At 67.6% G+C, this 15,083-nt stretch carries 14 protein-coding genes; 4 read left to right on the top strand and 10 right to left on the bottom strand.

The genetic code is table 11. The features are described from left to right. Window positions 1–314: 314 nt before the first annotated feature. The 5 genes from guaA to DIE21_RS23975 form a co-directional block, all read right to left on the bottom strand. Window positions 315–1,934, bottom strand: a complete 1,620-nt coding sequence (gene guaA, locus DIE21_RS23995; protein WP_124500053.1) for a glutamine-hydrolyzing GMP synthase — start codon at window positions 1,932–1,934, stop codon at window positions 315–317. A 106-nt stretch (window positions 1,935–2,040) separates the two neighbouring features. Beyond that, window positions 2,041–2,640, bottom strand: coding sequence for a hypothetical protein (locus DIE21_RS23990; protein WP_124500052.1), 600 nt, complete (start codon window positions 2,638–2,640; stop codon window positions 2,041–2,043). Between the two features lie 6 nt (window positions 2,641–2,646). Beyond that, entirely contained in the window at window positions 2,647–4,107 is a 1,461-nt protein-coding gene (gene guaB / locus DIE21_RS23985) for an IMP dehydrogenase (RefSeq protein WP_124500051.1), read from the bottom strand. A gap of 276 nt (window positions 4,108–4,383) precedes the next feature. Beyond that, entirely contained in the window at window positions 4,384–5,205 is an 822-nt protein-coding gene (locus tag DIE21_RS23980) for a DUF2182 domain-containing protein (RefSeq protein WP_124500108.1), read from the bottom strand. 13 nt (window positions 5,206–5,218) lie between these two features. Continuing rightward, the gene (locus tag DIE21_RS23975; RefSeq protein ID WP_124500050.1) at window positions 5,219–5,983 is read right to left on the bottom strand and encodes a DUF899 domain-containing protein; all 765 of its coding nucleotides are present in this window, start codon (window positions 5,981–5,983) and stop codon (window positions 5,219–5,221) included. A 113-nt stretch (window positions 5,984–6,096) separates the two neighbouring features. On the opposite strand from DIE21_RS23975, the gene DIE21_RS23970 reads away from it, so the two are divergent. The 3 genes from DIE21_RS23970 to DIE21_RS23960 all read left to right on the top strand — a co-directional run bounded on the left by DIE21_RS23970 (window position 6,097) and on the right by DIE21_RS23960 (window position 9,195). After that, window positions 6,097–7,317, top strand: coding sequence for a helix-turn-helix domain-containing protein (locus DIE21_RS23970; protein ID WP_124500049.1), 1,221 nt, complete (start codon window positions 6,097–6,099; stop codon window positions 7,315–7,317). 30 nt (window positions 7,318–7,347) lie between these two features. Next, entirely contained in the window at window positions 7,348–8,031 is a 684-nt protein-coding gene (locus DIE21_RS23965) for a glutaminyl-peptide cyclotransferase (protein WP_124500048.1), read from the top strand. A 180-nt stretch (window positions 8,032–8,211) separates the two neighbouring features. Beyond that, window positions 8,212–9,195, top strand: coding sequence for a DMT family transporter (locus DIE21_RS23960; RefSeq protein ID WP_124500047.1), 984 nt, complete (start codon window positions 8,212–8,214; stop codon window positions 9,193–9,195). A 52-nt stretch (window positions 9,196–9,247) separates the two neighbouring features. Here DIE21_RS23960 and DIE21_RS23955 read toward each other — a convergent pair whose 3' ends face one another. Both DIE21_RS23955 and DIE21_RS23950 read right to left on the bottom strand, forming a co-directional pair. Then, window positions 9,248–9,571 carry an RnfH family protein gene (locus tag DIE21_RS23955; protein ID WP_124500046.1) on the bottom strand — a complete coding sequence of 108 codons (324 nt, stop codon included), beginning with the start codon at window positions 9,569–9,571 and terminating at the stop codon, window positions 9,248–9,250. Between the two features lie 4 nt (window positions 9,572–9,575). After that, window positions 9,576–10,013: a type II toxin-antitoxin system RatA family toxin gene (locus DIE21_RS23950; RefSeq protein ID WP_124500045.1), complete on the bottom strand. Its 438-nt coding sequence runs from the start codon at window positions 10,011–10,013 to the stop codon at window positions 9,576–9,578. Between the two features lie 98 nt (window positions 10,014–10,111). Between DIE21_RS23950 and smpB the strand changes: the two genes are divergently transcribed. Beyond that, window positions 10,112–10,558, top strand: a complete 447-nt coding sequence (gene smpB / locus DIE21_RS23940; RefSeq protein ID WP_006478511.1) for an SsrA-binding protein SmpB — start codon at window positions 10,112–10,114, stop codon at window positions 10,556–10,558. 222 nt (window positions 10,559–10,780) lie between these two features. Here smpB and DIE21_RS23935 read toward each other — a convergent pair whose 3' ends face one another. The 3 genes from DIE21_RS23935 to ppsA form a co-directional block, all read right to left on the bottom strand. After that, entirely contained in the window at window positions 10,781–11,716 is a 936-nt protein-coding gene (locus DIE21_RS23935) for an SPFH domain-containing protein (RefSeq protein WP_124500044.1), read from the bottom strand. A gap of 33 nt (window positions 11,717–11,749) precedes the next feature. After that, window positions 11,750–12,184, bottom strand: a complete 435-nt coding sequence (locus DIE21_RS23930; RefSeq protein WP_124500043.1) for an NfeD family protein — start codon at window positions 12,182–12,184, stop codon at window positions 11,750–11,752. 123 nt (window positions 12,185–12,307) lie between these two features. Then, complete coding sequence (gene ppsA, locus DIE21_RS23925; protein ID WP_124500042.1) at window positions 12,308–14,707, bottom strand: phosphoenolpyruvate synthase; 2,400 nt, start codon at window positions 14,705–14,707, stop codon at window positions 12,308–12,310. Between the last annotated feature and the right edge of the window lie 376 nt (window positions 14,708–15,083).

Below are 15,083 nucleotides of genomic sequence, written 5' to 3'. Positions count from 1 at the left end.
TGGCTCCATCGCATTCGTTTGGGAGATGCGGCGATGTTACCGGGAAAACGGCCGTGGGAAAGACTTCGCGGGCGGGCGGCTCGGCTTGATGACGAAATTGTAATCAGCGGGTCAGTGCCGGCCGATACCGTCAAACCGACGTGACGGTGTCGGACAATGCCGTCCGAGGAGGAAACATCGATACCGTCGACGGTACCGACATTTCCACATGGTATTGCGCGGATCGCAGAGGATTCCGGCGAACAATACCCCTGTTTTTTAACGGAAAAACAGGGGAAAACGAAACTCCCGGAACGACCGGAGAGCAGTCAGGATCACTCCCACTCGATCGTCGCAGGCGGCTTGCCCGAGATGTCGTACACCACACGGTTGATCCCGCGCACCTCGTTGATGATTCGGTTCGACGCGCGGCCGAGCAGCGCGTACGGCAGGTGTGCCCAGTGCGCGGTCATGAAGTCGGTGGTCTGCACCGCACGCAGCGACGTCACGTAGTCGTACGTGCGGCCATCGCCCATCACGCCCACCGACTTCACCGGCAGGAACACCGCGAATGCCTGGCTCGTCAGGTCGTACCAGGTCTTGCCGACGTCGGCCTCGCCGCACAGGCCGGCTGCCGCGTCCTGCGCGGTAGCGGTCGTGCCGCGCAGTTCCTCGATGAAGATCGCGTCCGCGCGACGCAGCAGGTCCGCGTATTCGCGCTTCACTTCGCCGAGGATCCGCACGCCGAGACCCGGGCCCGGGAACGGATGGCGATACACCATCTCCGGCGGCAGGCCGAGCGCGACGCCCAGTTCGCGCACCTCGTCCTTGAACAGGTCGCGCAGCGGCTCGAGCAGCTTCAGGCCGAGCGTTTCCGGCAGGCCGCCGACGTTGTGGTGGCTCTTGATCGTCGTCGCCTTCTTCGTCTTCGTGCCGCCCGACTCGACCACGTCCGGATAGATCGTGCCCTGTGCGAGCCACTTCGCCTTCGACAGCTTCTTCGCTTCGGCCTGGAACACCTCGACGAATTCGCGGCCGATGATCTTGCGCTTCGCTTCCGGATCGGTCACGCCGGTCAGGTGGCCGAGGAACTGCTCGGACGCGTCCACGTGCACGACCTTCGCATGCAGGCGGCCCTCGAACATGTCGAGCACCATCTTGCCTTCGTTCAGGCGCAGCAGGCCGTGGTCGACGAACACGCAGGTCAGCTGGTCGCCGATCGCGCGATGGATCAGCGCGGCCGCGACGCTCGAATCGACGCCGCCCGACAGGCCGAGAATCACTTCCTCGTCACCGACCTGCTCGCGAATCTTCGCGACGGCTTCCTCGATGTGGTTGCTCATGATCCAGTCGGGCTTCGCGCCGGCGATCTGCAGCACGAAGCGTTCGATGATCTGGCGACCCTTCACCGTGTGCGTGACTTCCGGGTGGAACTGCACCGCGTAGTAGCCGCGCGCCTCGTCGGCCATGCCGGCGATCGGGCAGCTCGGCGTCGACGCCATCAGCGCGAAGCCTGGCGGCAGCTCGGCCACCTTGTCGCCGTGGCTCATCCAGACCTTCAGCATGCCGTGGCCTTCGGTCGTCTTGAAATCCTCGATGCCGTCGAGCAGGCGCGTGTGGCCGTGCGCGCGCATTTCCGCGTAGCCGAATTCGCGATGGTCGCTCCACTCGACCTTGCCGCCGAGCTGCACGGCCATCGTCTGCATGCCGTAGCAGATGCCGAGCACCGGCACGCCGAGATCCCACACGGCCTGCGGCGCGCGCAGCTGGTGGTCTTCGTACGTGCTCGCGTGGCTGCCCGACAGGATCACCGCCTTCGGCGCGAACTCGCGGACGAAGTCGTCGGACACGTCGTTCGGGTGGATTTCGCAGTAGACGTGCGCTTCGCGCACGCGCCGCGCGATCAGTTGGGTGACTTGCGAACCGAAGTCGAGAATCAGGATTTTGTCGTGCATGGCTGCGGACGGGATGAAGAGAATAAGAAAAGCAGCGCATGAAGCGCTGCGTCAATAGCATGGACAACGGCGTCGGGCGGCAGGCGGCTCGCGCGACGCACGCCGGTCAATCCTGCGACGGCGGGCGCGCGTCGAATGCGACGCTGCCTGACACGCGATCAGATGCAGCCGGCGCGGCTGCCGCGGCCGGCGCCGAAGGCGCCGCCGGACGGCCGACGACCGGCTCGACCCGCTGCGGCGTGGCGGAGGCCGGCGCCGGTTCGGCCGGACGCTGCACGTCCCGGGCCTCGAGCGCCTGTGCCTTCTCGCGCCGCCGCACGGCCGATGCAAGCCGCACGCCACCGAGACCGAGCACGATCAGCGCGACCCCGGCCATCGCCGACAGCACCCGGCCGGCGGCCGCGAGCGCGGGACCGTTGCCGGTGCCCAACGACCACACGACCGCCAACACGCCGATCAGCCAGTTCACATGGCCGACCGCACGTGCAACGGGCGCCGTGAGATCGCCGTTGACCGCCGCATGGAACGCGAGCCACGCGAGCCCGAGCAGCGCGATGCCGAACGCCTGGCCGAGCATCGCCGGCTGGATGTTCGCCAGTTGCAGCGCATTGAACAGCGCCTGCCAGGGTGTCAGCACGAACAGCACGCCGAACGCCAGCAACAGCACGGCGTCGACGATCAGCACGGCTCGCAGCAGCGGTTTCATCGGCGATCAGTCCACGTGGTAGTTCGGTGCTTCCTTCGTGATCTGCACGTCGTGCACGTGCGACTCGCGCATGCCCGCCGCGGTGATCTGGACGAATTCGGCCTTGTCGTGCAGCTCGTCGATCGTGCGGCAGCCGCAGTAGCCCATGCTCGCACGCACGCCGCCGACCAGCTGGAACAGGATCGCGTTGACCGAGCCCTTGTACGCGACGCGACCTTCGATGCCTTCCGGCACGAGTTTGTCGATGTTCGCGGAGTTGTCCTGGAAGTAGCGGTCCGCCGCGCCGTCCTTCATCGCGCCGACCGAACCCATGCCGCGGTACGACTTGTACTGGCGGCCCTGGTACAGGAACACGTCGCCCGGCGACTCTTCGGTGCCCGCGAACATGCTGCCCATCATCACCGCGTTCGCGCCGGCCGCGAGGGCCTTCGACACGTCGCCCGAGAAACGCACGCCGCCGTCGGCGATGCACGGCACGCCGGTGCCCTTCAGCGCTTCCGCGACGTTCGCGATCGCGCTGATCTGCGGCACGCCGACGCCCGCGACGATCCGCGTCGTGCAGATCGAGCCCGGGCCGATGCCGACCTTGACCGCGTCCGCGCCGTATTCGACGAGCGCCTTCGCGGCGGCTGCGGTCGCGATGTTGCCGCCGATCACCTCGACGTGCGGGAAGTTCTGCTTGACCCAGCGCACGCGCTCGAGCACGCCCTTGCTGTGGCCGTGCGCGGTATCGACGACGATCACGTCGACGCCGGCCTGCACCAGCAGCTCGACGCGCTCTTCGTTGTCGGGGCCGACACCGACCGCCGCGCCTGCGCGCAGCTTGCCGTGTTCGTCCTTGCATGCATCCGGGTGCTCGGTCTGCTTCGTGATGTCCTTGACGGTCATCAGGCCGCGCAGTTCGAACGCGTCGTTGACGACCAGCACGCGCTCGAGGCGGTGGCTGTGCATCAGCGCCTTCGCTTCGGCGAGCGGCGTGCCTTCCTTGACCGTGACGAGGCGCTCGCGCGGTGTCATGATCGACTTGACCGGTTCGTCGAGACGCGATTCGAAACGCAGGTCGCGGTTCGTGACGATGCCGACGAGCTGCGGGCCTTCGACGACCGGGAAGCCCGAGATGCCATGCTGGCGCGACAGCGCGATCACGTCGCGCACCTTCATCTGCGGCGGGACCGTGATCGGGTCGCGCACGACGCCCGATTCGAAACGCTTGACCTTCGCGACCTCGCGGGCCTGCTCGGCCGGCGTGAGGTTCTTGTGGACGATACCCACACCACCCTGCTGCGCCATCGCGATCGCGAGGCGACCTTCGGTGACCGTGTCCATCGCGGCGGACACGAGCGGCATGTTCAGGGAGATGTTGCGGGTCAGCTTGGTCTTCAGGCTGGTGTCGCGCGGGAGAACGTCGGAGAAGGCGGGAACGAGGAGCACGTCATCGAAAGTGAGTGCTTTTTGGATCAGACGCATGGCAAATCCTATGGGCGCAAAAGCGAATTATACGCGAAGCGCTGCGAATTTTCACAACACGAACAACGGGTTAGCCGTTTTCAAGCGTTCGGGGGCCGAATCGTTCGGTTCGCGGTTCGGTTCGTTTTCGATCGTCTTTCGTTTCACCCCGGCATCGCCCCGTTCGCGCAGCCGGCCGGAAGCAGGCCGATCGCACGTCGTTGCCGTACCATGCGGGACCTGGCGGCGGCGCCTCCGCCGGCCCCGTTCAATCCGTGCCGGCAGCCTCGAGCGCCGCTAGGCCAGCCTGGCCGCGGCGCACGCGAGCATCGCTGCGCCGGCGCCGATCGCGACGCCCCCGACGATCCGCGCGACGCGTTCGCCGGCCGGAACCAGCCGCTCGGCGGCAATGGCCATCGTCACGACGGCCATCACCCGCAGATCCATCACGCCGGCCGCCAATGCAATGGCCATCAGGTTCCCGCAGCAGGCGCCGCAACGCATGGCGGCCCGCGCGCCGTGCCGCCACGCGGCGCCGGCACCCGAGCGCCGCGCACCTTCGTCGTCCGGCGCGTGCCGGCAGCAGGCAAGCCGGCGCATCTTCCAGCCGGAAAACTGCAGCATGCCGGCGCCAAGCATGACCGCGCCGGCGGCAAACGGCATCGCGGCAGCGAGCGCGGGCAGCCGCGTCGCGGCCGCCGCCAACGCACCGCCGGCGGGAAACGCTGCCGCGCCGACCGCCATCCACACCGAGAAATACCCGGCGCCCGCAATCGCGACGACCCATGCCGCACGCGCGCCGCCCACCGGGCGGAGGCTCTGCCGATATCGCCACAGCACCGGCGCCAGCACCGGCATCATCATCGTCACCGTCATCGCGCCCCACATGCCGGCGAACGCGGCGAACGCGCGCCCTGCCCGCCATCCGCACGGCGCGAGCCATCCGGCCGACAGCGTCCAGCCGCCCGCCATCGGCATGCCGCCCATCGCGTCCATCGATGCGTGCTGCATGAGCGTCGCCCACAAGGCGGCGGCGAACACCGCGACAAGCGCGGCGCCGAACGCCCGCCGGCCGCCGCCCGCGGCGCCGGTCGCGGCAGGTTTCGTCGCGACGCTCATCGCCGGCCCGCACTCAACCGCGCGCGTATTCGTCATGACGGCGCCACCACACGCCCGTCTCGTTGCGCCCGAGCGGCGCGCGATCGAGCCACTGGTACATCCCCCACAGCCCGTCGAGCCCGCGCGCATAGGTCGAATACGTGTGATAGACGACGCCGTCCTCGCGCACGAACGCGCTCATCCCCGGCCGGTCGCGCGCGTACGTGGCGGCGTCGGTGCCGCAGGTCGCCGCGAACTGCGCGACGGCGGCCGGCGGGGGGTCCATGTCCATCGCGTGGCCGGCCCGCGCATAGTTGTATTCGACGTCGCCGCTGCGCTGCTGCGCTTCGGTGAACGACACGTTGAAGTCGAAATTGAACGCGCCGCCGTCCGACGACGCCCACGGAAAGTGCCAGCCCATCCGCTGCCGGTACGCGAGCAGTTTCGCGAGCGGCGCGCGCGACACCGCCGCGAGCGTCACGTCGTGGTTCGCGAGGTGGACCGCAAAGCCGTCGAAGCCGTCGGCGAGCGCCGAGCACGACGGGCAGCCGGCCTGGTAGTCGGGGCCGAACATGAAGTGATAGACGAGTAGCTGCGAGCGGCCGCCAAACAGATCGTCGAGCGTCGCCGGACCGTCCTCGGTATCGAACCGGTAGGCCTTGTCGACGCGCACCCACGGCAGCGCCTGGCGCCGCCGCGCGAGTTCGTCGCTCTGCCGTGTCAGCGTCTTTTCCGCGTCGAGCAGCGCGCGGCGCGCAGCCAGCCATTCGTCGCGGGTTCCAGTGAGATGGTTCGTCATTGCGGGTTCCTCCTTTCGTCAGGGATCCGGGCACGGCGCCTCTGCCGTGTGCGTGGTGCTAGATTAGGGCCGGGCATCGGACCGGAGGGAGTGACAACTGTGTCGGGATTCGGATGGATTCGCTGATCACGGCCGCGGCACGCGCGCTCGCGGCGGGCGACCCGCTCGGCGCGCTGAACCGCGTCGCGCTGCGCGACGACGCACCGGCGCTCGCGTTGCGCGGCATCGCGATGGCGCAGCTCGGCGATTTCGAGCGCGCGCGGGCGCTCGTGCGCGGTGCGGCACGCGCATTCGGCGCAAGGGAAGCCGTCGCGCGGGCGCGCTGCGTCGTCGCGGAAGCCGAGATCGCGCTGGCGTCACGCGACCTCGGCTGGCCGTCGCGCGCACTCGACGCCGCCTGCGCGACGCTCGACGCGCACGGCGACCGCGCGAACGCCGCGCATGCGCGCTACCTCGGCGTGCGCCGCCTGCTGCTGATCGGGCACGTCGACGACGCCGAGCGGCGGCTCGCAAGCCTCGACCCCGCGCCGCTGCCGGCCGCATCGCGCGCGGCCCACGAACTGATCGCGGCCGGCATCGCAATGCGCCGCATCCGGCCGCATGCGGCGCGCCTGGCCGTCGCCCGCGCGCGCGCGGCCGCGCAGGACGCCGGCATCGCCGCGCTGACGGCCGAAGTCGACACGGCCGCGCGCGTGCTCGATACGCCGGCCGCGCGACTCGTCGCGCGCGGTGCGTCGCGGCTGGTGCTGCTCGACGAGGTCGAGGCGCTGCTCGAATCGAACACGCTGGTCGTCGATGCGTGCCGCCACGCGGTGCGCGACGCGCGCACGACCGTGTCGCTCGCGCGCCGCCCGGTGCTGTTCGCGCTCGCCCGCATGCTCGGCGAGGCCTGGCCCGCCGACGTGTCGAGAAACGCGCTCGTCGCCGCGGCGTTTCGCGCGAAGCATGCGGACGAATCGCATCGCGCCCGCCTGCGGGTCGAGATCGGCCGCTTGCGCGCGATGCTGCGGCCGCTCGCGAACATTACCGCGACGCCGCGCGGCTTCGCGCTCGAACCGCTCGGCCCGCGCGAGACCGTCGTGCTCGCGCGGCCCGTCGACGACCGTCACGCGGCCGTACTCGCGCTGCTCGCGGACGGCGAGGCATGGTCGAGCTCCGCACTGGCCCTCGCGCTCGGCGCGAGCCAGCGCACCGTGCAGCGGGCGCTCGACGCGCTCGCCGAAGCGGCCAAGGTGCAGGCGCTCGGCCGCGGCCGCGCGCGCCGCTGGATGACGCCGCCGCTGCCCGGATTCGCGACGACCTTGTTACTCCCCGCGCCGCTGCCCGGCGACTAGGATGGCGATACCAACCACGAGGCGACAGACATGAAACGCTCCACCGCAGACATCCTCCGCGAATACGGCCCGTTTCCGGGCGGCGACGGCGTGCACGGCGTCACGTTCGACGGGCAGCACGTGTGGTTCGCATCCGGCGACAAGCTGAACGCGCTCGACCCGGAACGCGGCACGACCGTGCGCACACTCGACGTCGCCGCGCACGCGGGCACCGCGTTCGACGGGCGGCACCTGTTCCAGATCGTCGAGGACCGCATCGAGAAGATCGATCCGGAATCGGGCCGCGTGCTTGCGACGATCCCCGCGCCAGGCGGCGGCGCCGATTCCGGGCTCGCCTGGGCCGAAGGCACGCTGTGGGTCGGCCAGTACCGCGAGCGCAAGATTCATCAGGTGGATCCTCAATCGGGTGCCGTGCTGCGCACGATCGAATCGAACCGCTTCGTCACCGGCGTCACGTGGGTCGACGGCGAGCTGTGGCACGGCACCTGGGAAGCGGACGAGAGCGAACTGCGGCGGATCGACCCGCGCACCGGGCAGGTGCTCGAGCAGGTCGACATGCCGCCGGGCGTCGGCGTGTCGGGGCTGGAGTCCGACGGTCGCGACACGTTCTACTGCGGCGGCGGCAACAGCGGCAAGCTGCGCGCCGTGCGCCGCCCCGCGCGGTCAGCCGCGGCGGGCGACAGTGCGGCGGCGGCCGAACCGGTCGAGAGCTGATCCGCTGATCGTCGAAGGGCGGTCCGGCCCGCCGCGATCCCCGGTAAACAGGAACGGATCGCGGCGGCTCTCGCGGCCGATCCCGAATCCCGCCCGCTCCCGAGTGCAGGAATGAACAAGACGCGGTCGCGCCGCCGTCGCTAAGATGCGCGCTCGTCAGTCTTTCGCCCGGAGCAGTCGATGCAGCGCGGTGTGGTGTATGGCGTCCTCGCAGGCGCGTTGTGGGGCATGGTCTTTCTCGTGCCGCGGCTGATGTCCGACTTCTCGCCGCTGCTGCTGAGCGCAGGCCGCTACGCGATGTACGGCCTCGTGTCGCTGGCGGCGGCACTGCCGGCCGCCCGCTCGCTGCTCGCGCGGCTGACCCGCGAGGACCTGGTCGCGCTCGCGCAGCTCGCGCTGATCGGCAACGTCGCGTACTACATGCTGCTGTCGGGCGCCGTGCACCTGATCGGCATCGCGCCCAGCTCGCTGATCGTCGGCGTGCTGCCCGTGACCGTCACGCTCGCAGGCCTCGGCGACCGCGGCGCAGTGCCGCTGCGGCGCCTCGCCGCCCCGCTCGCACTGGTGATCGCCGGCATCGTCTGCATCAACGTCGACCTCTTCACGTCGGAAGCCGCGCATGCGACGACGCTCGGCCAGAAGCTGGCCGGCATCGCCTGCGCAAGCGGCGCGCTCGCCAACTGGACCTGGTACGCGGTCGCGAACGCGCGCTACCTGCAGCGCCACCACCATTTCGGCGGCAACGAGTGGTCGGTGCTGTGGGGTGTCGTGACGGGGCTAATCGGCGGGCTCTGCTGGCTCGCGATCCTCGCACTGCCGGCCGGCACGGTGCAGGCGGCCCTCCCGGCATCGCGCTGGCAGCTGTTCTGGCTGCTGAACCTCGTGCTCGCGATCGGCGCGTCGTGGCTCGGCAACGGACTGTGGAATGCGGCGTCGAAGCGGCTGCCGCTCACGCTGTCGGGCCAGCTGATCGTGTTCGAAACCGTGTTCGCGATGCTCTACGCGTTCGTCTACGACCACCGGATGCCGCGCGTGCTCGAGATCGCGGCGCTCGCGCTGCTGCTGGCGGGCGTCTACGGGGCGGTGCGCCGGCACGGCGACACGCACGCGGGCGGCGATACCCCCGGCAGCGCGGCCGCGAGCGCGAACGTCACGACTCACTGAACGCGGCTGTGCCTGGTCCGACGAATCGGGCCGGAAGCGCTGGAGCGACGCGTCAGCGCGCGTCCTTGTGCATCCACTTGCGGCCCTCGATGGAGCCTTCGCGGCGAGTCTTGTCGACGCGCCGCTGGCGCGCGAGCTTCGGATCGACGATCAACGGACGATAGATCTCGACACGGTCGTGATCGGCGAGCACCGCGTCGAGCGGCGCGAGCTTGCCGAACACCCCGGTTTTCGCCTGCGCGAGATCGATCTCCGGGTGCAGCGCAAGCACGCCGCTCGCGTCGATGGCCGAGCGCACGGTCGCGCCTTCGGGCAGCGACACCGGAATCAGCGTCTGGCGATCCGGCAGCGCGTAGCAGACTTCGATCGACAGCATGGCGTCACCCCTTCCCGTAGCGCTGGTCGGCGCGCTTGACGAACGAATCGACGAACGTGTTCGCGATATGGCTGAACACCGGCCCGATGATCTTCTCGAGCAGGATGCTCGAGAACTCGTAGTGCAGCGCGAATTCGATCTTGCACGCATCGGCGCGCAGCGCAATGAAGCGCCACGAGCCCGTGAACTTCCTGAACGGGCCGTCCGCGAACTCCATGTCGATCCGCGTCGGGCGCTGCTGCGTGTTGCGCGTCGCGAAATGCTGCTTGATGCCCTTGAAGTTGATGTCGATGCGCGCTTCCATCCCGCTGTCGTCCTGACGGCGAATCTCGACGCCGCCGCACCAGGGCAGGAAATTGGGGTAGTCGGCCACGTCGGTGACGAGGTCGAACATCTGTTCCGCCGAATGACGGATCAATACGGTTTTCTGGACATCTGCCATAAATCGCGCGGCATCGCTCGAGGTGAGAACGCAAGCCGGGCGATTCCCGCCCCGCTTTGCTAAAATCGTGATTTTAAACGAGTTGGCCCAATCCTTTCATGAGCATCATCGACAACAGGAAAGCGCACTTCGATTATCACATCGAGGAACGCTACGAGGCGGGGCTCGTGCTTGAGGGCTGGGAAGTCAAGGCGCTGCGCGCCGGGCGCGGCCAGATCAAGGAAGGCTATGTCGTGGTCAAGAACGCCGAGATCTTCCTGATCGGCACCCACATCAGCCCGCTGCCCGAAGCCTCGACGCACATCAAGCCCGATCCGGTCCGCACGCGCAAGCTGCTGCTGCACCGCGAGGAAATCAAGAAACTGATCGGCAAGGTCGAGCAGCGCGGCTACACGCTCGTGCCGCTGAACTTCCACTACAAGGGCGGTCGCGTGAAATGCGACATCGCGCTCGCGAAGGGCAAGAAGCTGCACGACAAGCGTGAAACCGAGAAGAAGCGCGACTGGGAACGCGAAAAGGCCCGCATCATGCGCGCCGGCACCTGACACGCACGCCCCGCATCGCAAACGACACGGCCCGCTCGAAGCGGGCCGTGTCGCTTTAAACAGCTTGATTTGCGCGAGCGCCGATCGAGCAGCCGCTCACTGTCCCGGATGAAACCCTGCGCCGCCCGTCGCGATGCAAACGGGGCGCGATTCCGTGGCGCGACGATTCGCCGCATGCCGGGCGCACGCAACGGCCGCCGACGCGGCCAACCGCGCGTTCGCTCAGCCCTTCCCGCCCGCGGCCGGCGCCGCGTTCTTGACGATCGTCAGCGCCGACGCAATCGCGGTGCCGAGATCCGACAGATTCGCCGGCACGATCAGCGTATTGCCCTGTTTCGCGAGGTTCGAGAACGCGCCGACATACTGTTCGGCGACCTTCAGGTTCACGGCATCCATCCCGCCCTGCGACTGGATCGCGTTCGCGATCTTCTGGATCGCCTGCGCGTTCGCTTCGGCCACGGCGAGAATCGCGGCCGCCTCGCCCTGCGCCTGGTTGATCGCGGCCTGCCGCTCGCCTTCGGACTTCTGGATCGCGGCCTCGCGCGCGCCCGACGCGAGGTTGATCTGCTCCTGCTTGCGGCCTTCCGACGCGGCGATCAGCGCGCGCTTTTCCCGCTCGGCGGTGATCTGCGCCTGCATCGCATGCAGGATCTCCTTCGGCGGCGTCAGGTCCTTGATCTCGTAACGCAGCACTTTCACGCCCCAGTTCGCGGCGGCCTGGTCGAGCGCCGACACGATGTTGTGGTTGATGAAGTCGCGCTCCTCGAAGGTCTTGTCGAGTTCGAGCTTGCCGACCACCGAGCGCAGCGTCGTCTGCGCAAGCTGCGTGATCGCGAGCACGAAGTTGCTCGCCCCGTACGACGCCTTCATCGGGTCGGTCACCTGGAAGTACAGCACGCCGTCGACCTGCAGCTGCGTGTTGTCGCGCGTGATGCAGACCTGGCTCGGCACGTCGAGCGGAATTTCCTTCAGCACGTGCCGGTAGGCGATCCGGTCGACGAACGGCAGCACGATATTGAGACCGGGCGACAGCGTCGCGTGATAGCGCCCGAAGCGCTCGAGCACCCACGCATGCTGCTGCGGCACGATCTTCACCGTCTTCGATACGATCACGATGGCGATGACGAGCAGGACGACCCAGATGATCAGCGAATCCATGAAGTATTCCCTCCTTGTTTTATCGGTGGACGATCAGCCAGCGGGTTTCGCCACGACGACCAGACAGTTGCCGCGCACGGCTCTCACCTGATACACGCGCGCATCGTCGCGCTCGCCGGCCGCGAGCTCGACGTCCCAGTCGGCGCCGCGATACTGCACGCGTGCGCGGCCGTCATGCCACGCGTCGACCGTGACGGTCGCGCCGATATCGAGATTGACGTCCGGATTCGTCGACGTGTCGCGCTTCTGCTTGCGCCCGAGCCCCGAGCGCCGCAGCACGATCATCGCCGTGATCGCGACCGCGGCGGCCGCGCCGATCTGCACGTGCGGCGCAAAGCCCGCGAGCTGCAGCAGCGCGCCCGCGAGAAAGCCGAGCGCGATCATCAGCAGATAGAACGTGCCGGTCAGCAATTCGGCCACGACCAGCACGCCAACCCCGACCCACCAGAACAGATGCCCCGACATCATTGTGGTCTCCTGCAAACAAAAACACCCCGGTGCCTACCGGGGTGTTTATAGCATGAACCTTGCATTTTGCCTTCAGCGAAAGAGCGGCGGGCCGCCCTTTCGTCAAAGTTGCATTACCGGCCGTTACTTCCGGTTGGCGAGCGCCTGCCACGTATCGATGATCGTGTCGGGGTTCAGCGAGATCGACACGATGCCTTCGTCGGCCAGCCATTGCGCGAAATCCGGGTGATCGGACGGGCCCTGGCCGCAGATGCCGACATACTTGCCCATCTTGCAGCAGGTGTCGATCGCGCGCTTGAGCAGGAACTTGACGGCCGGGTCGCGTTCGTCGAAGTCGACGGCCAGCAGTTCCATGCCCGAGTCGCGGTCGAGGCCGAGCGTGAGCTGCGTGAGGTCGTTCGAACCGATCGAGAAACCGTCGAAGTGCTCGAGGAACTCTTCGGCCAGGATCGCGTTGGTCGGAACTTCACACATCATCACGAGGCGCAGGCCGTTCTCGCCGCGCTTCAGGCCGAACTTCTCGAGCAGGCCGACGACACGCGCCGCCTGCTTCACGGTCCGCACGAACGGCACCATGATCTCGACGTTGGTCAGGCCCATCTCGTCGCGCACGCGCTTCAGTGCGCGGCATTCCATCTCGAACGCCTGCGCGAAGTCTTCGGCGATGTAGCGCGACGCGCCGCGGAAGCCCAGCATCGGGTTTTCCTCGTCCGGCTCGTAGCGCGAACCGCCGATCAGCTTCTTGTACTCGTTCGACTTGAAGTCGGACAGGCGCACGATCACGGGCTTCGGATAGAACGCCGCGGCGATCGTCGCGACGCCTTCCGTCAGCTTGTCGACGTAGAACTGGCGCGGCGACGCGTGGCCGCGCGCGACGCTCTCGACCGCCTTCTTCAGGTCCTGGTCGATGTTCGGGTACTCGAGGATCGCCTTCGGGTGCACGCCGATGTTGTTGTTGATGATGAACTCGAGACGCGCGAGGCCAACACCGCCGTTCGGCAGTTGCGAGAAGTCGAACGCGAGCTGCGGGTTGCCGACGTTCATCATGATCTTGACCGGGATTTCCGGCAGCTCGCCGCGCTGCACTTCCGTGACTTCCGTCTCGAGCAGCCCGTCGTAGATCTTGCCTTCGTCGCCTTCCGCGCACGACACGGTGACGAGCGCGCCGTCCTTCAGCACGTCGGTCGCGTCGCCGCAGCCGACGACTGCCGGCACGCCGAGCTCACGCGCGATGATCGCCGCGTGGCAGGTCCGGCCGCCACGGTTCGTGACGATCGCCGCCGCACGCTTCATCACCGGCTCCCAGTTCGGGTCGGTCATGTCCGCCACCAGCACGTCGCCCGGCTGCACGCGTTCCATTTCCGACGGATCCTGGATCACGCGCACGGGGCCCGCGCCGATCTTCTGGCCGATCGCACGGCCCGTCGCCAGCACCTGCGACTGGCCCTTCAGCTTGAAGCGCTGCTCGGCCTTGCCGTTCGCCTGGCTCTTCACCGTTTCCGGACGTGCCTGCAGGATGAAGATCTTGCCGTCGCGGCCGTCCTTGCCCCACTCGATGTCCATCGGACGCTGGTAGTGCTTCTCGATAATGACCGCGTACTTCGCGAGCTCGATCACGTCTTCGTCGGTGATCGAGTAGCGGTTGCGCTGCTCGTGCGGCACGTCGACCGTCTTCACGCGGCCCGGCTCGCCCGGCTGCGTGAATTCCATCTTGATCAGCTTCGAGCCGATCGAGCGGCGGATGATCGGGTACTTGTCCTGCGCGAGCGTCGTCTTGAACACGTAGAACTCGTCCGGGTTCACGGCGCCCTGCACGACGGTTTCGCCCAGGCCGTAGCTCGACGTGATGAACACGGCGTCCTTGAAGCCCGATTCGGTGTCGATCGTGAACATCACGCCGGCCGCGCCGACGTCCGAGCGGACCATGCGCTGCACGCCGGCCGACAGCGCGACCTCGGCGTGCGTGAAGCCCTTGTGCACGCGGTACGAGATCGCGCGGTCGTTGTACAGCGACGCGAACACGTGCTTCATGCGGTCGAGCACGTCGTCGATGCCGACGACGTTCAGATACGACTCCTGCTGGCCGGCGAACGAAGCATCGGGCAAGTCTTCCGCGGTCGCGGACGAGCGCACGGCGAACGACAGTTCGCCCGGCGAGCCGTTCTTCAGGATTTCGAACTGTGCACGGATTTCCTCCTCGAGACGTGCCTGCATCGGCGCGTCGACGATCCACTTGCGGATTTCGGCACCGGCTTCGGCGAGCGCCTTCACGTCGTCGATGTCGAGCGACTCGAGACGCTTGGCGATGCGATCGGTCAGATCGTTGTGCTTGAGGAAATCGCGGAAAGCGAGCGCGGTCGTGGCGAAACCGGTGGGTACGCGAACGCCTGCTTCGGAAAGCTGGCTGATCATCTCGCCGAGCGACGCATTCTTGCCGCCCACGATCTCCACATCGGTCATCCGCAACTGCTCGAACGGGATTACATACGCCTGGTCCTTTGCGACGTTTGCTGCGTTAGTCATACAAGCCCCTAAGTGTGAAAAAAATGCTCGATTGCGCAAGTGGGCTCGGACGCGGGCGCTTGCAAAAAGGCGCGGCGCGTCTTGCGCAACCTGTTGGAAAAACAATCGCAGCGGCGGAAAATCTTCCGACCCGACTTGCAAAAATCCCGGCAGAAGGGCGATATATTCAGACGAATCGCCGAACTTGCCGGGAATTTTCGATCGAACGGCCAAGCCCGGGATGCCGTTCGCACCCCTGCCCCCGCAATTGCTTATCCAACAGGTTGCCGCTATTCTACCGTGCCGGCTGCCGGATGTGGCGCGACCTTGTCACTGCGTCTGGAGGCGAACCTCCAGCCGCCCGCGCAACCGCCCTTCACGCTCGACGCCCAGATTC

The sequence above is a fragment of the Burkholderia sp. Bp9140 genome, assembly GCF_003853425.1.
Taxonomy (GTDB): Bacteria; Pseudomonadota; Gammaproteobacteria; order Burkholderiales; family Burkholderiaceae; genus Burkholderia.
Note: the sequence above shows the minus strand (reverse complement) of the source record. Positions and strands in the feature narration are given on the sequence as shown.